Genomic DNA, 21,126 nt, shown 5'->3' with positions numbered 1-21,126 from the left:
TCAATTTTTGTTTTGCGGAGGGGATGGCATCATGAAACACACGGGCGGCAGCCTGCCTATGTATTTGCAGATCGCCGAAATGCTGGTGCGCGAAGTCGCTGCGGGCCGTCTGACAGATGGTGAAAAGCTTGCTCCCGAAAGGGATATGGCAGCCGATCTCGGCATTGCTGTCGGCACGCTTCGCAAGGCGCTTGCGGAGTTGCAGGAGCGTGGACTGCTGGAGCGTGTGCAGGGTTCCGGCAATTATATCCGCGCGGTCAGCGATCCCCAGAGCGTTTATGCCTTCTTCCGGCTGGAGATGATCGAGGGCGGTGGCCTGCCAACGGCGGAGGTGCTGGATGTTGCGCGCCTTGCCAAGCCATCCACCCTACCCGCCTTTGGCACATCGCCGGAAGGCCACCGCATCCGCCGCCTGAGGCGTATCGCGGGGAAACCAGCGGCAATCGAGGAGATCTGGCTAGACGGTTCGTATGTCGACACGATTACCATCGAGAACCTGTCGGAATCGCTCTATCTCTATTATCGCACCCGCCTCAATCTCTGGATATCGAAGGCCGAAGACCGCATCGACCTCGGGGAAGTGCCAGAATGGGCGCCTGCACAATTCGGCCAGAAATCCGGCTCTTCGGTACCGCGTGTCCTTCGCCTGAGCCAGGGTCAGGACGGAGCTGTGGCTGAAGTCTCATGGACATGGTTCGACCACACCGTCGCACGGTACGTTTCACGCATACGTTGAAAACGCACGAAATTCGCGTGATCCACATGGACAGAGAAAATTGACCACAGGCAAGGAAGCCGCGACCTGCCACGCAGGGATTTTCGTTGAAATATTTCTACAAATCAAAGCTTTGCCGGTTTTTGATTTCTGTCAGAAATAAAATTGATACACTATTGATTTCCTTTTGACGAAAGGTAATATCACGGGCCTAGGGAGACAGGCGTTTGGCCGTCCCACGATATCGCCGGACGATCGGGATGATTTTTTCGAAAAGCGATGCGTGGATTTGAAGGTTGATGCCGGGTTTGCGTTCATCGTATTTTGGACGCCCCGGACGTGAGGAGGAAAAGATGGCTTCAGTCAGCCTGCGCAAGCTGGACAAGAGTTACGGTGCCCTGCGCATCGTCAAGGGTATCGACCTTGAAATCAACGATGGTGAATTCGTGGTTTTCGTCGGCCCCTCCGGCTGCGGAAAATCCACGACGTTGCGCATGGTCGCCGGGCTGGAAAGCATCAGCGGCGGTGAGGTGATGATCGGCGACCGCGTTGTCAACAAACTGCCGCCGCGCGAGCGTGACATCGCCATGGTGTTTCAGGACTACGCGCTTTACCCGCACAAGACGGTGCGTGAAAACATGGGTTTCAGCCTGAAGGTACGTGGTGTCAGCGCCTCGCAGGCCAATGCCAGCATTGATGAGGCAGCGAATATGCTGGGCATCAGCCATCTGCTGGACCGTCGTCCGGGCCAGCTTTCCGGCGGCCAGCGCCAGCGCGTGGCCATGGGCCGCGCCATCGTGCGCCGCCCGCAGGTGTTCCTGTTCGACGAGCCGCTTTCCAACCTCGACGCAAAACTGCGCGGACAGGTTCGCACGGAAATCAAGCGCCTGCACCAGCAGCTCGGCACCACCATCATCTACGTGACGCATGATCAGGTGGAGGCGATGACGCTGGCTGACCGCATCGTCATTCTGCGTGGCGGCGATATCGAGCAGGTGGGCACGCCGGACGAGGTCTATAACCGTCCGGAAAGCGTGTTCGTCGGCGGTTTCGTCGGTGCGCCTGCCATGAATTTCGCCCGCGCCAGAGTGACCGGCGACAGGCTGACATTTACGGACGGCAACTCTCTTCCACTGGCAGCAATCAGACCGTCCCGTGAAACGGCGCTCGATGGACGGGAGGTCATCGTCGGCATTCGCCCTGAACATTTCGGTCCTGCCGGGGGATTTGACACACAGCTCTCCGTCAAGGTGCAGGTGGTGGAGCCTTTGGGGTCGGATACGCTGGTGCATTTCACCCTCGGTGATGCGGCGCTGACGGCGAGAATGCCGCCAGAGATGAAACCGGCTCCGAATGAGGAACTGAAGATCGGCCTCGACCCATCGAAGGTGCACCTGTTCGACGTGACGACGGAACGCTCCATTCAGTGACAGGATCGGGCCGCCACCGGCCCGGCTTCAAGATTTCAATAACGGGAGGAAAACATGAAATTCAAAGCCCTTACGGGAGCGGCGCTCTGCGCAACGATGCTCAGCTTTTCGGGACAGGCCTTTGCCGACGCCGAACTCAAAATCTTCGTTTCCAGCCAGCATCAACCCGATATGTGGCGCAAGGCGCTCGATCAATATGAGGCGAAGACGCCGGGCGTGAAAGTCGTGATCGAGACCGGCGGCAATACCTCCGAAATGCAGGCGCAATATCTCAACACCGTCATGTCTGCCAAGGATTCGAGCCTCGACGTGCTGATGCTCGATGTCATCCGTCCCGCACAGTTCGCAACCGCTGGCTGGACCAGCGATTTCTCCGGCAAAGACTTGTCCGCCTACCTGCCGACCTATGCAGAAGCAAACACCGTGAACGGCAAGATCGTGGCGCTGCCGGCGTTCGCCGATTCCATGTTCCTCTACTATCGCAAGGACTTGCTGGACAAATACGGCATCCAGCCGCCGACCACCTGGGATGAGCTGAAGGAAGCCTCAAAAAAGGTGATGGAGGGCGAAAAGAACCCCGAACTTCAGGGCCTCTCCTTCCAGGGTAAGGCCATCGAAGGTGCGGTATGCACGTTCCTGCTGCCCTACTGGAGCGAAGGCAAGTCGCTGGTTCAAAACGGCAAGCTGAATTTCGACAATCAGGCGGCCGTGGATTCGCTAAAGCTCTGGAAGAGCTTCGTCGACGAAGGCATTTCCAAGAAGAACATTTCCGAAGTGGCGACCGACGACACGCGCAAGGAATTCCAGGCGGGCAAGGTTCTCTTCGCCGTCAACTGGTCCTACGCCTGGACCCATTTTCAGGGCAAGGAATCCCAAGTGAACGACAAGGTTGGCGTCGCCCGGTTGCCGGCCGTCAAGGGCGGAGAGCAGGCGACGTGCCTCGGCGGCTGGGAATTCGGCGTTTCCGCCTATTCCAAGCAGCAGGACGAAGCCAAGAAACTGGTGGAATATCTGTCCAGCCAGGATGTTTCGAAGTTCATGGCCATCAACGCCGCGCTGCTGCCCACCTATGCCTCGCTCTACAAGGATGCTGATGTGACCAAGTCCATCCCTTGGTTTGCGGATGCTCTACCGGTTGTTGAAACTGCAAAGGCCCGTCCGGTTACACCGCGTTACAACGAGGTCAGCGAAACGATCCGCACCACCGTCAATGGCGTGCTTGCGGGCGTGATGTCGCCGGAAGACGGCGCAAAGCAGATGGAAAGCCGTCTGCGCCGCGTATTGCGCTAAGCCCTGTGGCCGGGGGCGGCATGCAGGACATGCCGTTGCCGGCCTGTTTGGCCGAACCAGTGAAAATCGCCTGAACGGCGCGATAAACGGGCCGGGACTTAACCGGTCTGATCGGGAGACGATGACGTGAATTCAGTTGCGGGAGTGGCAGACGTGACGATGCCGGAGAGAACAATGGTCAGGGTGGACGAGAAACCGCAGCCGCGCTGGACGCGGTGGCTCGATCTCGGTGACCGGTCGCTTGCCGTGCTTTTGCTGGCGCCTGCAGCCATTCTTCTTTCGCTTATCATCGTCTATCCGGTGGCGCGTCTCGTCTACACCTCGTTTTTCAGCCTTTCGCTGACATCGGGCCTGCCGGCGGAATTCATCGGCTTTGAAAACTACACGGCGATGCTCGATGACCCGATTTTCTGGGAAACGACCTGGAATACGGTGCTGATAACGCTGATAACGGTGCCGGGAGCGCTGTTCATGGGCCTGGGCCTTGCGCTCCTCGCCAACCTGCCGTTTTCGATGCAATGGCCGATGCGCCTGTCGCTGCTCATCCCCTGGGCGCTGCCTCTGTCGTTCGCCGGCCTCATCTTCGCGTGGTTTTTCCACTACGAATACGGCGTGGTCAACGATGTGCTGAACCGGCTGGGCTTTGAAGGCATCATCTGGTTCAACTCCCCGAACTGGGCCTTTGCGGCCATCTGCCTGACCATCATCTGGAAGACCTCCTCCTTCATGGCACTGATGATCCTTGCAGGGCTGCAAACCATTCCGCGCTCGCTTTATGAAGCCGCCGATGTGGATGGCGCCGGCAAGCTCAGGCAGTTCTTCGAGATCACGCTGCCACTCCTAAAGCCCTCGATCGTCGTTGCTCTCATCTTCCGTACGATTACGGCGCTGCAGACCTTTGATATTCCATACATGATGACCGGCGGCGGCCCCGGCACATCAACCACGACGCTCGCCATGTACATTCACCAGAACACCGTTTCCTTCCTCGATCTCGGTTACGGTTCGGCACTGGCGGTCATGATGTTTGCGCTCTCCATGTGCGTCACCGCCGTTTATCTCCTCATTATCAGGACGAAGGACTGATCCCATGAGCACCGTTGCGACCTCCTCCGGTCTGTCCTCCTTCTTCTCCGGCAAGCCGCTGCGCTTCATTGCGGCCTCCATATTGCTGGTCAACGGCCTGTTTCCGGCAATATGGATTCTGTTCACCTCGCTGAAAACCGAAGCGGAACTGACGGTAAAACCGATCACATGGTTTCCGCATGCGCCGACGCTTGCCAATTACATGCAGGCCTTTTCCGACCAGCCGTTGCACCTCTTCCTGTTCAACAGCTTCATGGTCGCGCTGCTTTCCACGGCCCTCACAATTCTGATTTCGGTGCTGGCAGCCTATGCGCTGGCGCGGCTCGATCTCAAGTACCGGGCGCTGATCCTCTCGCTCATCATCGCCGTTTCCACATTCCCGCTGGTAACGCTGCTGGTGCCTCTGTTCGAGATCATGCGTGCGCTCAACCTGCTCAATAGCTGGACCGCTCTTATACTGCCTTACACCGTGCTCTCCCTGCCGGTCTGCACGCTGATGCTGGTGTCCTTCTTCGAAAGCATCCCGCGCGATCTGGAAAACGCCGCCATGATTGATGGCTGCACCCGCATCGGCGCGCTGTTCAAGGTTGTCGTGCCGCTATGCGCGCCAGGCGTCTTCACCGCCGGTATTCTCGCTTTCGTGAACGCCTGGGACGAATTCCTGCTGGCGCTTTCCTTCAATTCCAATCCGGCACTGCGCACGCTGCCGGTCGGCATCCAGCTTTACCAGGGTGAGTTCGCTTTCCCCTGGCCCGTCATCTCGGCGGCGCTGGTGGTCGGCATCGTCCCGGTTGCGATCCTGATCGTCATCTTTCAGGAACGCGTCGTCTCCGGTCTCACCGCCGGCGGTCTCAAGGGTTAAACAGGTACAGTCATGCAATTCGAAAAGACCAAAGACGGCTTCACGCTTGCGATTGGCAGCCACACCATTCTTTCTCATTCGCCTGAGAACCCGGCTTTCTTCGCCGGTTTCGGCAAGGAGCGGATGGATATGTATCGCGGCAATTTCGATATCGAGGACTACGTCATCGAACGAACTGCGCTCCGCCACGCCGAAGTCAGTGGCGACAGCGTTACGCTGTCTTCCGCACCCGGGCAGGCCGCGCGCCTTCATCTGGCGCTGGATGGAAATGCCATCAGGGTCACGGCGCTGGATGAAACCATCAATCGGCTGTGGCTGCGGATCATCGCAGATGAGGACGAACATGTCTGGGGCGGTGGCGAACAGATGTCCTATTTCGACATGCGCGGCCGCCGCTTTCCGCTCTGGACCTCCGAACCCGGTGTCGGCCGCGACAAGACCGCTGAAATCACCTTCAAGGCTGACGTCAGCGGCAAGGCGGGTGGCGATTATTACAACACCAATTACCCGCAGCCGACCTATCTGTCGTCGCGCAAATATGCGCTGCATGTGGAAACCAGCGCCTATTCGGTCTTCGATTTCCGCAACGAAGATTTCCACGAAGTCGAGATCTGGGCAATCCCCGAAAGGATCGAGTTTTTCACCGGCGATCGTTTCACCGATATCGTTTCCGCCCTCTCGCTGCGGTTCGGACGCCAGCCGGAACTGCCGGAGTGGGTCTATGGCGGCGCGATCATCGGGTTAAAGGATGGCGCCAACTCCTTTGCCCGGCTGGAAAAAATCCGCGCTGCCGGAACCAAGGTCTCCGGCCTGTGGTGCGAGGACTGGGTGGGGCTTCGCCAGACATCCTTCGGCGCCCGGCTCTTCTGGGACTGGCAGGCCAATGAGGCGCGTTATCCGCATTTGCGTCAGAAGATCGCGGAGCTTGCCGATCAGGGCATTCGTTTTCTGGGATACGTGAACCCCTATCTCTGCGTCGACGGCCCGCTTTTTCCGGAGGCGGAGGCGGCCGGTTATTTCGCCACCGGCGCGGACGGCAAGACGGCGCTCGTGGATTTCGGCGAGTTCGATTGTGGCGTGGTCGATTTCACCAATCCGGCCGCAGCCAAGTGGTTTTCCGAAGAGATCATCGGCAGGAACATGCTGGATTTCGGCCTTTCCGGCTGGATGGCGGATTTCGGCGAATATCTGCCGATCGACATCACGCTATCGAACGGCATCGACGCCAAGCTGATGCACAATGCCTGGCCGACGCTCTGGGCAGAGGTCAACGCCAAGGCTGTTGAAAGCCGTGGCAAAACCGGCGAAGCGCTGTTCTTCATGCGGGCGGGCTTTACCGGTGTGCAAGCCCACTGCCCGCTGCTGTGGGGCGGCGACCAGTCCGTCGATTTCTCCCGCCATGACGGTCTCGTCACTGTCATATGCGGTGCGCTGTCCTCCGGTCTTCTCGGCAATGCCTATCACCATTCCGATATTGGCGGTTATACCAGCCTGTTCGGCAATGTCAGAACCCCGGAACTCATCATGCGCTGGACGGAGATGGCAGCCTTTACTCCTCTCATGCGCACCCATGAGGGCAATCGCCCGCGCGACAATCTCCAGATCGATCAGGACGAGACCGTTCTTGGCCATTTTGCCCGCATGACGGCAATCTATGTCGCACTAGCCCCCTATCTGAAATCGCTCTCCACTGAAGCGGCCAAAACCGGCCTGCCGGTACAGCGCCCGCTTTTCCTGCATCACGAGAACGACCGGCAGACCTATGCCATTCAGGACAGCTATCTCTACGGGGCCGACATGCTGGTCGCACCCGTGTGGAAGGCGGGGGAGACGCAGCGCACGCTTTACCTTCCGGGCGATGGGGAATGGATGCATCTTTGGAGTGGCGCGCGGTATTTTGGCGGGCACGAGATCACCGTGGAGGCTCCGATAGGCCAACCGGCTGTGTTCTACCGCGCTGAAACGCCCTTTACTGCGTTATTTGAACGGCTTCGTAATATCGCTTGAAGCATCACCTTCCGGCCATTTCCAAAAAACGCCGCAGATATTGCGGCGTTCAACCGATGCTTTAACAGGCCTAGCTAGACGGCCATCAGCCCGTCAGGCGTGGTGATGTAATGGCTTTCTTGAACAGCACCGTCATCGCGTCGCTGATGCCCTGGGACGGGCTGACTTCGAAGTACAGACCCGGGGAAGCGCAGCTCTGCATGCGTGAGCCAATTTCCGCCTGAAAGGGCTTGATCCAGCTATTATACCAGTCATTCGTCGGCAGCGGCAGATAGGTGGTATAAAGCACCGCGATACGAAAACCCTTTTCCTTCAGTTTCGTACAGTCTTTGATGTCGATCGGCTCCTGACAGCGGCCTCCCGTCAGTTTTTTCGTACAGGAGGACGGCTTGTAACTGTCGCCCACCCCGTCTGAAACAAAGAAAATAACCTTATCCGGGTTCGCCGAGCTTGCGCCCGTGCCCGAACTGCCGACCTTATCTCCAATCTGGATCAGTGCCCGGTCGAAATCTGTTTGCTGGTCGTTGTTGTATCCCTGATAGGGGATTGACATCAGGTTGATTTCACCAGCTTTTTTCTTTGCTGCGTCCAGATCCGATGTCAGCGAAACGACCTCAAGCAGCTTGGTATCTTCCGCCCGTTCCCCGAAGGTATAGACGGCCATGCGATATTGATTGCTGCTTTTGCGCGTGGACTTTGCCGTGTCCATCAGGCTGGCGGTTGCCTTGGCAACCACGTCGATACGCGTCGTAACCCCGAGTTTCTTGGCCTTGAAGTAATAGCTGTTCGGGTCTGCCACGCCGTCCTTCACGATGTGGCAGGCAAAAGCGCATTTATCGCCAGTATTCGCAACCAGGGTGGCAACATCCGTGGGTGTCGCGCCCACTCCCATGGAGGGCGTATTATCAAGCAGAAGATAGAAATCGCTGAAGGTTTCCGTTTCGTATTTGGCCGTGGCCGTGCCGGCAACCGAAACGAAATCCTTCCCCAGAAGCCCTGAGAGGGTCGTGCTGACCGACGCCTTGAAGCTGACGGACGACTCGACCACATTGCCGTGCTTGATCACCGAAACATCGACCGAGGTAATGGTGTAGTCCGCGTCGCCGCGCTGATTGCCATCGAAGAATGCCCGGGCTTCTTCATTGCCGACGGGAATGACACCGTCCCCCGACATCTTCTTTGCCGCCTGAACACTTGCGGACATATCGGCGACTGCCGCCAGAGCCGCGGAATCCGCTGCCTGCTGCAGATCGGCTTTGACCGACATGCCGCGCGTAATATCGAGCGCCACACCGGCAGCCCCGCACAGAGGCACCATGAGCAGCGCGGTCAGAATGCCAAAATTTCCAGATTTCTCTCGCCAGAAGTTTTTCAAGTTCGCCCCCAACCAATCTGGGAGCTGAAGCTAATACAGCGGAATTGAAAAGCGGTTTCAATAAATAACTAATTTTTGATAAACTTAATATAATCAATAACTAATATGTTCGCGGCAAATTCGCCAATATTCTCGTTAACTTTCAAAGTTGACATTACTTCAAAACCCTCCTAGCAAAACAGTCTCTTCCGAGGGGAGCACCTGACGGTGCTGAGATGGCGATGAGCCGGACCCTTGAACCTGATCCGGGTCATGCCGGCGTAGGAACGGAAACTGTAGCGCGTTTGCGTTACTGCCCTTTCTCTTCTCCGCTTTGCCCGGATCTCCGTGATCGCCACAGCTGGAGACCGAACGATGATGATGAAACATCCTTCCCTTCGTATACGGTACGGCTGCGTCTGAGTCCCGGCCGATGCGTGCCTCCCATGCGCTGAAGGGCGTCGTTCTTATTCTGATTGTCTGGCAGCTGGGCATCTGGCTGTTTGCACCGCCCCGCTACATCCTGCCCTCGCCCGCCGATGTTGCCGCAGCACTCCTGCGCCAGCCAGCCTTCCTGTTCGGACAGGCCATGGTGACATCAGGTGAAATGGCTGTCGGGCTTGCGGCTGGCATTGCCGCCGGCATTCTCGTTGCCTTTACGATTGCCGCCGTCCCGCGTTTTGGCCGCCTCGTCTGGCCCATGGTTCTCGTGTTGCAGGCATTTCCGGTCTTCGTGCTGGCCCCTATTCTCGTACTCTGGTTCGGTTTCGGCATGGCCTCGAAAGTTGTCATGACGGCGATCATCATCTTTTTTCCCGTCGCTTCAGCCTTCACCGACGGCCTCAACCGCACGGATCGGACAATCCTCGATGCCGCCTCGCTGACGGAGGCGAGCCACTGGCAAATCCTCACCCGGCTGCGTGTGCCGCTGGCGCTTCCCGCACTCATTTCCGGGCTGAGGGTCGCAGCTCCGCTCGCCCCGCTCGGCGCGGTCATTGGCGAATGGGTGGGCGCCTCCGCCGGGCTCGGTTTTGTCATGATCCAGTCCAATGCCCGCATGCAGACCGACACAATGTTCGCCGCCATGACTATTCTCGCCGTCATGGCGGTGCTGCTGCGGCTTGTCGTCGACCGGGCAACGGCCAACCTCGCCCCCTGGGCCAAAGAAACAGACCACGTCATTCCTTTCAAATATTTGCGGAGACTTTCGGCACCATGAAACGAACTCTTCTTTCCCTCGTCGTCGCGGCAGCAAGCGTGTTTGCGCCCGTGCAATCGCAGGCGGCCGACAAGCTTACCGTGTTGCTGGAATGGTTCGTGAACCCGGACCACGCTCCGATGGTGATCGCCAAGGAACGCGGCCTGTTCGCAGATGCCGGGCTGGACGTTGAGCTGGTTCCGCCCGCAGACCCATCCGCCGTACCGCGTCTGGTCTCGGCAAAGCAGGCCGATATCGGTGTACACTATCAGCCGAACCTCTATCTCGACCACGATGCAGGGCTGCCGCTCGTCCGTTTCGGCACGCTGGTGGAAACCCCGCTGAACACCGTCACCGTTCTGGCCGACGGGCCGATCAAGAGCCTGAAGGACCTGAAAGGCAAGAAGGTCGGCTTCTCGGTTTCCGGTTTCGAGGATGCGATGCTGAAGCGCATGCTGGAGAAGGAGGGACTGACAAAGGACGATGTTGAACTGGTCAACGTCAATTTCTCACTCTCGCCATCCCTGATCGCCGGCAAGGTCGATGCCACGCTTGGCGGTTTCCGCAATTTCGAACTGACGCAGATGAAGCTTGAAGGCCACGAAGGCCGCTCGTTCTTCCCCGAGGAACATGGCGTGCCCGCCTATGACGAGCTCATATTCGTCACCCATCGAGATCTCGTGAAAGATAGCCGCCTGCCGCGTTTTCTCTCGGCCGTTGAGCAGGCGGCGATTTTCATCACCAACCACCCGCAAGAATCCTGGCAGCTTTTCATCAAGGCCTATCCGAACCTTGACGACGCGCTGAACAAACAGGCGTTTTTCGATACGCTGCCGCGTTTCGCCAAACGTCCAGCCGCACTCGATCGCGCCCGCTACACACGCTTCGGCACCTTCATGCAAGACATGCAACTGATCAAGCAGGCGCCGGCGGCGGAAGACATTGCCGTGGAGTTGCAATAACCATGGCAAACAGTTTTCCGACTGCGGCGAAGGCCGCAGAGATCCTCGAAAGGGTAAGGCAGACGCGCCCGCGCGTGCATTGCCTGATGAACACAGTGGTACAGAAATTCACCGCGGACGGCATTACCGTTGTCGGCGGCATACCCTCGATGACAACCTCACTCGAAGAAATCGGTGCTTTCGTCACGAAAGCCGATGCGGTGACGATCAATCTCGGCACGCTCGACGCCGACCGGCGAAAAGTCATTCGATTTGCCGTCGAGATCGCCCGCGCGGCTGGCAAGCCGTGGATTCTGGACCCCGTGCATTGCGACTATTCGCCATCGCGACTGGCGTTCGCGCGTGACCTGATCTCGCTTGGACCCACCATCGTGCGCGGCAACAGCGCTGAGATGAGCCTGATCGGTGCTGTTCCGAACGCCATCAGGATAGAGACCGGACCTGTCGATAACCTGCGCGATGCCACAAGGAGCGTCAGAATCGTCAACGGTCACCCGTGGATGGCGAAGGTGACAGGCACGGGTTGCCTATCGGGTGGCGTCATCGCCGCCTTCATGGCGGTGGAAAAAGACGCACTGACGGCCGCCGCCGCCGCCCTCGCCATCACGGGTGTCGCAGCCGAACTGGCAGCGAAAAACGCCAAAGGTCCCGGCACATTCGAGCCGGCATTTCTGGATGTTCTTTCAGAAATTTCCGGCGAAGACATAAGAAACCATGCGAGGATTGAGCATGAACAAGGTTGATTACCGTCTCAACGCGCTGGTCGATGCGAGCCTCGGCGATGTTGCGCCCTTGGGCGAGCTTGCTCTGGCGGCCACACTCAACGGCGCGACCATTCTGCAATATCGCGACAAACACGCCTCCACGCGGGAGATGATCGAAAACGCCAGCGCAATTCGCGAAGCCATTGCCGGCACGGGCGTGCCGCTGGTCATCAACGACCGGGTGGATGTGGCGCTCGCCTCTGGCGCGGACGGGGTGCATCTCGGCGCCGATGATATGGATGCCAAAACCGCCAGACGCATCCTTGGAGATAAGGCGATCATCGGCCTCACCGTCAAGAACCGCGCCGATGCCGAGCGGGCGGCCTCCATGCCCGCCGATTACGCCTGCATTGGTGGCGTGTTCGAAACCGTTTCCAAGGTAAATCCAGACAAGCCTGTCGGCCTTGACGGCTTTACGACGCTCCGCACTCTGCTCCGCGAATTGCGGCCGGGCATGCCGGTGGGCGCCATCGCCGGTATCGATCTTGCCCGCGTGCCGAACGTCATCGCTGCCGGTGCGGATGGTGTCGCCGTCATTTCTGCAATCTTCCGCGCAGGCGATATTGCCAGCACAACCAGGGACTTCCGCGCGGCAGTCGATGCAGCGCTGAAAGCGAGACAGTCATGACAGCAATCGCATTGACCATCGCCGGCTCAGACAGCGGCGGCGGCGCGGGCATTCAGGCCGACATCAAGACTTTTTCGGCACTCGGCGCCTATGCCGCCAGCGTCATCACCGCCATCACCGCCCAGAACACCAAAGGTGTGACGGCAGTGGAGGATATTTCCGTCGCCACCATCGTCGCGCAGATGGACGCTGTTTTTTCCGATCTTGCCGTCAATGCGGTGAAGATCGGCATGGTATCGCGGATCGAAACCATCGCGGCCATAGCTGCAAGGCTTCGGCAGCAGCCCCAGCCGGTGGTGCTCGACCCCGTGATGGTTGCGACCTCCGGCGACCGTCTGTTGCATGCGGATGCGATCGAGACACTGCAGCGCGACCTGCTGCCGCTCGCCACCATCGTCACGCCGAACCTGCCTGAAGCAGCGCTTCTCACCGGGTTGCCGATTGCAGACACCGAGGCGGAGATCACCCGTCAGGCCGAGATGATCCTGAAGGCGGGCGCGAAAGCCGTGCTCATCAAGGGCGGCCATGGCGACGGGCCGCAGAGTACGGATTATCTGTTTGCAGACGGCACCGTGCAGGCGCTTTCCGCTATGCGAGTGGACACGAAAAACGACCATGGGACCGGCTGCACGCTGGCGGCGGCGATCACCGCGCATCTGGCCATGGGGCATAACCTGGCGGAGGCGGTTGGTCTTGCGAAGGACTATCTGAATGGAGCGCTTGACGCTGGTCGGGGGCTTGCCGTCGGGCACGGTCGGGGACCGGTGCATCATTTTTATCGATGGTGGGGGTGAAGGTTAGAGTGGAGCGTAGGGCTTACCCCCTCTGTCCTGCCGGACATCTCCCCCTCAAGGGGGGAGATCGACAAGTGGCCTGCCCCGGGCGTTTTAGTTGGCGGACGAGATCGCGATACCGACGTTAATGGGGACCGAGGCGAAAACCTCACCCGATCTCCCCCCTTGAGGGGGAGATGTCCGGCAGGACAGAGGGGGGTGAGCCCCACGCTCTGCGCATCCGCCTTCACCGCGCCTTCGGCGTCGCCAGCACATTCCTGATCGCAAAACTCGAATGAATCCGCGAAACACCCGGCAGCTTCGACAGAATCTCCTTATGGATGCGCTCGAAATCGCCCGCACTTTCCGCCTCACATCGCAGGAAATAATCCGACCCGCCCGTCATCAGGTAACATTCGCGGATTTCTGGATAACGCCGCACCGCGTTCTCAAACCTGTTGAGAAAATCCTCCGTCTGGCGGTCGAGCGTGATCTGCACGATGACCGAGATCACCTCGCCGCCGGCAAGGCCGCTGGTCAGCGCCGTGTAGCCCCGGATGATACCCTCCCGTTCCAGAATATCGACCCGGCGAAGGCAGGCGGAGGCCGAAAGGCCGACTTCCGCAGCAAGTTTCGCATTGCTGATGCGGGCATTGAGCCGGAGCAGGCGGATGATGTGCCGGTCGGTCGCGTCGAGTGACGACATAGAAAATTCCAATATGACAATGAAAGTTGCGTAGATTTGATTTTTATCGCATCTTATTCGAACAATAGCCAAGAAATTCGACAATCGTTGCAATACTCTCATATGATAAAAATGAGGGTGAACGACCATGGACATGCAGATCAGCCGCCAGCAGGCAGCGGGTGGTGCAAGCGGCCATCTGACCATCGATCTTGGCGCATTGCGCGATAATTATCTCGCGCTTGCGGCAATGGCACCCACATCGCAGACGGCAGCGGTCGTCAAGGCTGACGCATACGGCCTCGGCGCGGATATCGTCTCGCAGGTGCTGTTTGAAGCGGGCTGCCGGAATTTCTTCGTCGCCCATATCGATGAAGCGCTGGCGCTCCGGCTGCGTCTTTCAGCGGAAGCGCGGATTTTCGTCCTCAACGGGCTTCAGCCCGGTAACGAAACCTCCTGCGCGGCCATGGCCGTCACACCGGTTCTGAATTCGCTCGAGCAGATCGCCCAATGGGCGGCCCACGCCAAAAATCTTGGCAAGACGTTACCCGCCGCAGTGCAGATCGATACCGGCATGTGCCGTCTCGGCCTCTCTCCCGAGGAGCTTGAAGTCCTCGCCTCCCGGCCGCAACTGCTTGATGGTATCGACATCGCCTTCGTGATGAGCCACCTCGCCTGCGCCGACGAGCCGGATCACCTCTCCAATGCCGCCCAACTCTCTGTGATGCGAAAAGCCGCTGTCGCTTTTCGTGATGTATCCGTCTGTTTTTCCAATTCCGGCGGCATCTTTCTGGGCAACGACTATCACAACTCCCTGCTACGCCCCGGCATTGCGCTTTATGGCGGCGCGCCCTCCGTTACCCGTCCCAACCCGATGAAACCGGTTGTCCGGCTTGATGTCGCCGTTATTCAGACCCGCGACGTTCCCGCCGGATCGCTGGTCGGTTATGGCGGCTCTTTCGAAGCGGCCGGGCCGACGCGGCTTGCCACGATCGCGGCTGGTTATGCCGATGGCCTGCCGCGATCGCTCAGCAATCGCGGTGCGGCATGGTATAATGGCGTTCGCCTACCCATTGCTGGTCGCGTTTCAATGGACAGCATCATTCTCGATATATCCGCCCTGCCCTTGGGAACATTGACGCAAGGCAGCTTCGTGCAGATGATCGGGCCTGACCAGACGCTGGAAGACATTGCCGAGGACGCGGGCACGATCGCCTATGAAATCCTGACCGGCCTCGGACGCCGTTACCGCCGCAATTATATTCAGCCGGGCGAAAACCCGGCCGTCGCTTCAACATCTGTCAGCCATAAGTGAGACGATCATGAACGTCACTATCCTCGGAGCCGGCGTCGTCGGCGTGACCTCCGCCTGGTATCTGGCCAAAGCCGGACACAAGGTGACGGTGATCGACCGCCAGCCGGCGGCAGCACTTGAAACCAGCTTTGCCAATGCCGGCGAGGTTTCCCCCGGCTATTCCTCGCCATGGGCCGCGCCCGGCATTCCGATGAAGGCCATGAAATGGCTGTTCATGAAGCATGCCCCGCTCATCATCCGCCCGACCGCCGATCCGGCGGCGTGGCGCTGGATGAGCCAGATGCTGCGCAATTGCACATCGGCGCGTTATGCCATCAACAAGAGCCGCATGGTGCGCATTGCCGAATATAGCCGCGATTGCCTGATGGCGCTGCGCGACGAAACCGGGATAGAATACGACCAGCGCATGCAGGGCACACTGGAGGTTTTCCGCACCCAGAAGCAGTTCAACGCCATCGGCAAGGATGTGGACGTGCTGACGGCAGGTGGCGTGCCTTTCGAAATTCTCGACCGCGACGGCTGCGCCGCCATCGAGCCTGGCCTTTCTCCTTCCAGGGAAAAGATCGTCGGCGGCCTGCGCCTGCCCGGTGATGAAACCGGCGACTGCTTCATGTTCACCACCGAACTTGCGCGCATGGCTGAAGAGGCGGGAGTCACTTTCATCTACGATACCGGCATCATGCGCCCCATCGTCGAGGCAGGCCGTATCAAGGCCGTGGAAACCACCAAGGGGCTGGTGGAAGCCGATATTTTCGTCGCCGCACTGGGCAGCTATTCCCCGCAATTCGTCCGCCAGCTCGGCCTTACCCTGCCGGTTTACCCGGTCAAGGGCTACTCCATCACGGTTCCGATCGTGAAGGAGGAACGCGCGCCCGTTTCGACCGTGATGGACGAAACGTTCAAGGTAGCGATCACCCGGCTCGGCTCGCGCATCCGCGCCGGTGGCATGGCGGAAATCGCCGGTTTCAGCAAGGATCTGCCCGCAGCAAGACAGGAAACTCTGGCCCATTCGGTGGAAGACCTGTTCGGCGGCGCAGGTGACCAGAGCCAGGCAAAATTCTGGTGCGGCCTGCGCCCGATGACGCCGGATGGTACGCCTGTCATCGGCGCCACCCGCTACAGCAATCTTTATCTCAACACCGGCCACGGTACGCTTGGCTGGACCATGTCCTGCGGCTCGGCCCGCGTGCTTGCCGATCTCATCAGCGGGAACAAGCCCGAGATAGACACGCACGATCTGGCACTCAGCCGTTACGCAGCCTGAAGTGCGACAGGGCGCTTATCCCCGTCTGAAAGGCGGGGATGGTGGCCGCTCAAAGTGCCAGTGCATCCTTCAGCGCCAATCCTTCCTTCATGCGAAGGTCGAGATCGGCCTCGATGTGATCGAGGTGCTGCAGCATCAAGGCACGGGCCTTTGCCGCATCCTTCGCCTCCAGTGCATCGAGCAGGTCGGCATGATCGTTGTGGCCGCAGCTTGAAACGCCCGAGCGCCCGTAGAGCGCGATAACCAGCGACGAGCGGGCGACCAGTTCGTCCATGAATTTTTCGAGGATGGCATTGCCGGCAAGCGAGGCCAGCATCAGGTGGAAATCGCCTGATGCCTTGATTTCCGCGCGCCTGGCGTGCGGGCCGCGCTCATGCTGGTGGCGGCTTTCCTGAACCAGATGCTCTCTCAGCTGCTTCACCGCCGCAGGCGTGATCTTTTCGATTGCGGCGTCCAGAACGCCGGGCTCGATCAGCCGGCGCGACGCAAAAACCTGCCGCGCTTCGTCCGGTGTGGGATTGGAGACAAAAGCGCCGCGGTTGCGCTCGGCCTTGACCAGTCCTTCGTAAGCCAGCATCTGAAGAGCCGCCCGCACCACCGTGCGGCTGACATCGAACAGCGTTCCCACTTCCGATTCCGACAGCTTCGTTCCCGGGGCAAGCCGTCGGTCGACAATTGCGTCGCGCAGCGTATCTCGAATAGCCTGGGCACGGTCTTCGTGGGATGAATCGGAATTGACGGTTATATGGGCAAGGCTCATGGAATTGTCCTGTTTGAACTTGAGTTCTAGCGCGAAGCGCGGCTTGCGCAAACAGGAATTGCGAGCTGTCGCCAGCCGCCACAATTCATTCAGCGCCCGTTCAGCAGGCGCGCTATATTTCTTTAACCATCGAATTTGCAACTGGCAGCGCCCTGCCATCCGGATGGAAGAAGATCATGTCGTCCTTTGCAGCTAAAACCGTTCTGGCTATCGCCGTCGCCGCCGCCACCATCGTGCCCTTCAACAGCGCATCCGCCGATGACTGGGGCCGCCGCGACCGTCGCGATGCCGCTATTCTGGGTGGCGTGCTTGGCCTTGCCGCCGGTGTCGCCGTTGGCTCAGCCCTTTCCCGCCCGGCACCGGTAGACGACGAGCGCGTCTATATCGACCCGCCGCGTCGCTATGAACCGAGCTATGTGTACGAAGAGCCGGACTACCGCTATTATCAGCCACAGCCGCAGCCCGTTTATCGACCCGCGCCGGTCTATCGTCCGGCACCGGTTTACCGTGCCCAACCGGTCTATGACAATAATTCCGGCTACTACCAGCAACGCCGTACCTACCGCACCATCGAGCCATGGACGAATGCTTGGTACGACTATTGCTCGCAACGTTATCGCAGCTTCAACGGCCGCTCCGGCACCTATGTCGGCAATGACGGCCAGCGTCATTTCTGCGTAGCGGGTTGATCTGGGACAACGTCTGCGCAGTTATCGCTGTTAATAATCAGGCCGCGGACGGAAACGTCCGCGGCTTTTCATTAAGTGTCGCCCCAGATCCTGCGACACCTCAAGCGGCGCCGTTCTTCACATAATCCGCCCGGTTGATGCCGTGACGTTGCAGCTTGTCGTAAAAGGTCTTGCGGGCAATGCCGAGTGTCGCAATGGTTTCGGCCACGTCGCCATTAGATTGCACAAGCGTTTCGCGGATGATCTGCGCTTCTATTTCATCCATTCGCTCCGGCAGGGTGCCGGAAGCCGGAATGCTCGATTGCGAAACAGTCGTGGTGGCCGCATCCATCTCCAGCCCCAATACTACCCTTTCAGCGAAATGCCCGAGTTCGCGCACATTGCCCGGCCAGTCGTAGTCGTTAAGGCGGCGGGAAACGCCGGCGCTGATCTGCGGCACCGGCATGTTGAACCGGTTGGCGGCCTTGGTGACGAAGTGCGAAAACAGCAACGGAATATCCGCCTTGCGTTCGCGCAGCGGCGGTATCGACAGCGTCACCACATTCAGCCGGTAATATAGGTCCTCGCGAAACGTGCCACGCTCGGCCGGGTCGCCGAGATCCACCTTCGCCGCCGCCACCACGCGAATATCGACCGGTCGCTCCTCATTTGAACCGAGTGGCGAGACCTCGCGCATTTCCAGAACGCGCAACATCTTCACCTGTACGGCAAGCGGCATGCTTTCGATCTCGTCGAGAAACAGCGTGCCGCCGCTTGAATGTTCGATGCGACCAACGCGTTTTTTCTGCGCACCGGTGAAAGCACCCGGCTCATGGCCGAAAAGCTCGCTTTCGATCACCGTTTCCGGCAGCGCACCGCAATTCAGCGCCACAAAATTGCCCCTGGATCGCTTCTTGCTCCAGCGATGCAGCGCCGTTGCCACCACTTCCTTGCCGCTGCCCGTCTCACCTGCCACCAGCACGTCTACATCCGTATCAGCAATGTGCCGGAGCGTGGTGCGCAGGCGTTCCATTGCGGGCGTCTGGCCAATCAGCGGCAAATCGTCCTCGGCTTGAGCACTCGCCCGGCGAAGCGCGCGGTTTTCCAGCACGAGGCGGCGCTTTTCCAGCGCGCGGCGGGCGCTTTCAACCATGCGTTCGGCGGGGAATGGTTTGGCGATGAAATCATAGGCGCCGTTGTGAAGGGCATCGACCGCCATCGGCACATCACCGTGGCCGGTGATGAGGATAACAGGCAGGTCGGCATCGATCCTGCGGACATGGTCGAAGAACTCAAGCCCGGTCATGCCGGGCATGCGCACATCGGTGATGACGACGCCGTCGAAATCCTCGTTGAGCGCCGCAAGTGCCTGTTCGGCGCGGGAAAAGGAGGTAACGGGCAATCCGTCGAGTTCCAACGTCTGCACCATCGCCTTGCGCAGCTGGGAGTCGTCATCCACCAGAACTATGGTTCCACCTGCCATCATGTCATGCTCGCTTCAGATATACGGAAAAAGACGTGCCTGCCTCGCTGCTCGTTACCTCAATCCGCCCGCCATAGTCGGAGGCGATATCGTTGGAGATGACGAGACCAAGGCCTAGGCCGCTTTCCTTAGATGTATTAAAGGGCGAAAAAAGTTGGGCGCGGATCGCTTCGGGAATGCCGGTCCCATTGTCGCTGACCGAAAGCAAGACCATGTCCCCTTCCTCGCGCACCCGCACCTCGACACGCGCCGCATCAATCGCTTCAGTGGCTTCCAGTGCGTTTTGCAGAAGGTTGATGAGAATTTGCTCGAGCCGGATGCGGCTGCCAAGCACCTTCAGGTCCTGATCCGGCAACACGATATCAAGTGCATCCATCTGTCCGGAAAAACGACTGCGCAACAGCATCACCGCGCCTTCGATGACCAGTTTGAGACTGACCGGTTCGGCAGCGGTGCGGCCCTTGCGCGCCAATATCTTCAGGTCGCCGGTAATCGTGCCGATGCGATCGGTCAATGCCGCGATGTTTTCGAGATTTTCGTTGGCCTCCGCCATGCGGTCGCGTTTCAGCAGGGTGCGGGCATTGTCGGCAAAGGCGCGGATCGTCGCTACCGGCTGGTTGATTTCGTGGGCAACGCCCGCCGCCACCTGCCCTAGAATGGAGAGACGGTTGGCCTGCACCAGCTCGTGCTGCACGTTGCGCAATTCACCTGTCGTCTTTTCGTGCAGGGCAATTTCCGCCTGAAGATGGTCGCGGGTCCTCGTCAGGTCACGGGTGCGCTCCTGCACCTTCATTTCCAGCTCGGTGCGGGCGCGCTGCTCCTCTTCCTTTTCCCTCAGCGCCTTGTGCCTGCGCCACAGCCACAGAGCCGAAAGCGCCATCAGCGGCATCAGCGTTGCCAGCGCCACCACCCTGCCCTCGCGAATGGCGGCGTTCAGCGCCGGTGCCACCGGTTGCAGATAATGCAGTGTCCATGAGGTCGTCGGCACCGGCGTTTCCAACCGCAGATAATCGCCGCGCTCACTTGCCGGGTCATCGACACGGATGAGCGGAACGCCGTCGCTCGAGAGTCGCGCCATCCGGAACGGCAGCGTCGTAAGCGCCTCGTTACCGAATTGCAGGCTTTCGGAAATGGCTTTGCGTCGCGCCTCGTCAATCGGCGCTACGGTCTTGAAGCGCCAATCCGGCACGCTCGTCATCAGCACGACGCCGTTCCTGTCAACCACATAGACCGGTTTGCCGCCGATGTTCCAATCCGCCTCCAGACGGTTGAACTCCACCTTGGCGATGACGACGCCGAGCGGCCGACCGTCTGCGGCATCGATGCGGCGCGAGATATAAAGGCCCGGCCGGCGGCTGACATTGCCAAGCGCATAATGTTCGGACATGCCGGTATTCATCGCCGCCTGAAAATACTCGCGGAAGGCATAATTGGAGCCGACGAAGCTGTCGGCCTGTCGCCAGTTACTCGAGGCAATTGTCAAGCCGGTCGGTCCGGTCACATAGATGACAGAGGACTGCGTACCTTCGATCAGCCCCTCCAGCTTGCGGTTCAGCCGGTCAATGGCAGGCGCGCCACCGCCATCCAGCGCAATCGCAAGGTCGGGGTCGCCGGACAGAACCAGCGGAATGGCGCGCGGCCGCTCCAGCGCAACATTCAGAAGCGCGATCTTGAGTTCGGCATCGGTGGAGGCCTCGGACGCGGCGGTGCGTATTGCCTGGTTTCGCGCAAAGTCATCGGCAACCAACAGAACTCCCAGGCTGACGAGCAGCCACAAGCCCGCCAACGCCAGCCATTGAGCGCGCCGTCGTGCCTGGGAATGAGAGGCCTGATCTTCTTGGGTCATGCGACAATTGTGCGGATTTACACACAGACCGCAAGA

19 protein-coding genes and 1 riboswitch are annotated in these 21,126 nt (G+C 59.5%); of the genes, 14 read left to right on the top strand and 5 right to left on the bottom strand.

Going from position 1 to position 21,126, the window contains the following annotated elements; genetic code table 11:
- Positions 1 to 31 precede the first annotated feature (31 nt).
- The 6 genes from ACQZ63_RS09590 (at position 32) to ACQZ63_RS09565 (ending at position 7,390) form a co-directional block, all read left to right on the top strand.
- Positions 32 to 736 carry a GntR family transcriptional regulator gene (locus ACQZ63_RS09590; RefSeq protein WP_113555697.1) on the top strand — a complete coding sequence of 235 codons (705 nt, stop codon included), beginning with the start codon at positions 32 to 34 and terminating at the stop codon, positions 734 to 736.
- Between the two features lie 332 nt (positions 737 to 1,068).
- Positions 1,069 to 2,145: an ABC transporter ATP-binding protein gene (locus ACQZ63_RS09585; RefSeq protein WP_003510819.1), complete on the top strand. Its 1,077-nt coding sequence runs from the start codon at positions 1,069 to 1,071 to the stop codon at positions 2,143 to 2,145.
- Positions 2,146 to 2,199: 54 nt separating this feature from the next.
- Entirely contained in the window at positions 2,200 to 3,435 is a 1,236-nt protein-coding gene (locus ACQZ63_RS09580) for an ABC transporter substrate-binding protein (RefSeq protein WP_113555696.1), read from the top strand.
- Between the two features lie 174 nt (positions 3,436 to 3,609).
- Positions 3,610 to 4,521, top strand: a complete 912-nt coding sequence (locus ACQZ63_RS09575; RefSeq protein ID WP_162763609.1) for a carbohydrate ABC transporter permease — start codon at positions 3,610 to 3,612, stop codon at positions 4,519 to 4,521.
- Between the two features lie 4 nt (positions 4,522 to 4,525).
- Positions 4,526 to 5,383, top strand: a complete 858-nt coding sequence (locus ACQZ63_RS09570) for a carbohydrate ABC transporter permease (protein WP_003500737.1) — start codon at positions 4,526 to 4,528, stop codon at positions 5,381 to 5,383.
- Positions 5,384 to 5,395: 12 nt separating this feature from the next.
- Entirely contained in the window at positions 5,396 to 7,390 is a 1,995-nt protein-coding gene (locus ACQZ63_RS09565) for an alpha-glucosidase (RefSeq protein ID WP_113555694.1), read from the top strand.
- A gap of 85 nt (positions 7,391 to 7,475) precedes the next feature.
- Here ACQZ63_RS09565 and ACQZ63_RS09560 read toward each other — a convergent pair whose 3' ends face one another.
- A complete protein-coding gene (locus ACQZ63_RS09560; protein ID WP_038494024.1) occupies positions 7,476 to 8,765 on the bottom strand; it encodes a TadE/TadG family type IV pilus assembly protein in 1,290 nt (429 codons plus the stop codon).
- Positions 8,766 to 8,946: 181 nt separating this feature from the next.
- Positions 8,947 to 9,049, top strand: a riboswitch (TPP riboswitch).
- 128 nt (positions 9,050 to 9,177) lie between these two features.
- Between ACQZ63_RS09560 and ACQZ63_RS09555 the strand changes: the two genes are divergently transcribed.
- From ACQZ63_RS09555 to thiD, 5 genes are read left to right on the top strand one after another with little or no spacing between them, the layout of a single operon-like run.
- A complete protein-coding gene (locus ACQZ63_RS09555; protein ID WP_112296444.1) occupies positions 9,178 to 9,963 on the top strand; it encodes an ABC transporter permease in 786 nt (261 codons plus the stop codon).
- On the top strand, positions 9,960 to 10,904 hold the full coding sequence (locus ACQZ63_RS09550) for an ABC transporter substrate-binding protein (protein WP_162694079.1): 945 nt from the start codon (positions 9,960 to 9,962) through the stop codon (positions 10,902 to 10,904). Before ACQZ63_RS09555 ends, ACQZ63_RS09550 begins: the two co-directional genes overlap by 4 nt.
- 2 nt (positions 10,905 to 10,906) lie before the next feature.
- Positions 10,907 to 11,647: a hydroxyethylthiazole kinase gene (locus ACQZ63_RS09545; protein ID WP_111828875.1), complete on the top strand. Its 741-nt coding sequence runs from the start codon at positions 10,907 to 10,909 to the stop codon at positions 11,645 to 11,647.
- Positions 11,634 to 12,296 carry a thiamine phosphate synthase gene (gene thiE, locus ACQZ63_RS09540; RefSeq protein WP_112296445.1) on the top strand — a complete coding sequence of 221 codons (663 nt, stop codon included), beginning with the start codon at positions 11,634 to 11,636 and terminating at the stop codon, positions 12,294 to 12,296. The genes ACQZ63_RS09545 and thiE overlap by 14 nt, the downstream gene beginning before the upstream one ends.
- Positions 12,293 to 13,090 carry a bifunctional hydroxymethylpyrimidine kinase/phosphomethylpyrimidine kinase gene (thiD, locus tag ACQZ63_RS09535; protein WP_112355442.1) on the top strand — a complete coding sequence of 266 codons (798 nt, stop codon included), beginning with the start codon at positions 12,293 to 12,295 and terminating at the stop codon, positions 13,088 to 13,090. The genes thiE and thiD overlap by 4 nt, the downstream gene beginning before the upstream one ends.
- A gap of 226 nt (positions 13,091 to 13,316) precedes the next feature.
- Here the strand turns inward: thiD and ACQZ63_RS09530 are convergent, their stop codons facing one another.
- Positions 13,317 to 13,775, bottom strand: a complete 459-nt coding sequence (locus ACQZ63_RS09530) for an Lrp/AsnC family transcriptional regulator (protein ID WP_003500727.1) — start codon at positions 13,773 to 13,775, stop codon at positions 13,317 to 13,319.
- 127 nt (positions 13,776 to 13,902) lie between these two features.
- Between ACQZ63_RS09530 and alr the strand changes: the two genes are divergently transcribed.
- A complete protein-coding gene (gene alr, locus ACQZ63_RS09525) occupies positions 13,903 to 15,069 on the top strand; it encodes an alanine racemase (RefSeq protein WP_113555693.1) in 1,167 nt (388 codons plus the stop codon).
- 7 nt (positions 15,070 to 15,076) lie between these two features.
- A complete protein-coding gene (locus tag ACQZ63_RS09520; RefSeq protein WP_113555692.1) occupies positions 15,077 to 16,333 on the top strand; it encodes a D-amino acid dehydrogenase in 1,257 nt (418 codons plus the stop codon).
- A gap of 49 nt (positions 16,334 to 16,382) precedes the next feature.
- Here the strand turns inward: ACQZ63_RS09520 and ACQZ63_RS09515 are convergent, their stop codons facing one another.
- Positions 16,383 to 17,093, bottom strand: coding sequence for a GntR family transcriptional regulator (locus ACQZ63_RS09515; RefSeq protein ID WP_025595694.1), 711 nt, complete (start codon positions 17,091 to 17,093; stop codon positions 16,383 to 16,385).
- Between the two features lie 176 nt (positions 17,094 to 17,269).
- Between ACQZ63_RS09515 and ACQZ63_RS09510 the strand changes: the two genes are divergently transcribed.
- Entirely contained in the window at positions 17,270 to 17,782 is a 513-nt protein-coding gene (locus ACQZ63_RS09510) for a BA14K family protein (RefSeq protein ID WP_003510838.1), read from the top strand.
- Between the two features lie 100 nt (positions 17,783 to 17,882).
- Here the strand turns inward: ACQZ63_RS09510 and ACQZ63_RS09505 are convergent, their stop codons facing one another.
- Together ACQZ63_RS09505 and ACQZ63_RS09500 are read right to left on the bottom strand one after the other, a co-directional pair.
- On the bottom strand, positions 17,883 to 19,247 hold the full coding sequence (locus tag ACQZ63_RS09505; protein WP_113555691.1) for a sigma-54-dependent transcriptional regulator: 1,365 nt from the start codon (positions 19,245 to 19,247) through the stop codon (positions 17,883 to 17,885).
- A gap of 1 nt (position 19,248) precedes the next feature.
- Complete coding sequence (locus tag ACQZ63_RS09500; protein ID WP_065703066.1) at positions 19,249 to 21,090, bottom strand: sensor histidine kinase; 1,842 nt, start codon at positions 21,088 to 21,090, stop codon at positions 19,249 to 19,251.
- Between the last annotated feature and the right edge of the window lie 36 nt (positions 21,091 to 21,126).

It is taken from the genome of Agrobacterium sp. CG160-95 (assembly GCF_053521725.1).
Note: the sequence above shows the minus strand (reverse complement) of the source record. Positions and strands in the feature narration are given on the sequence as shown.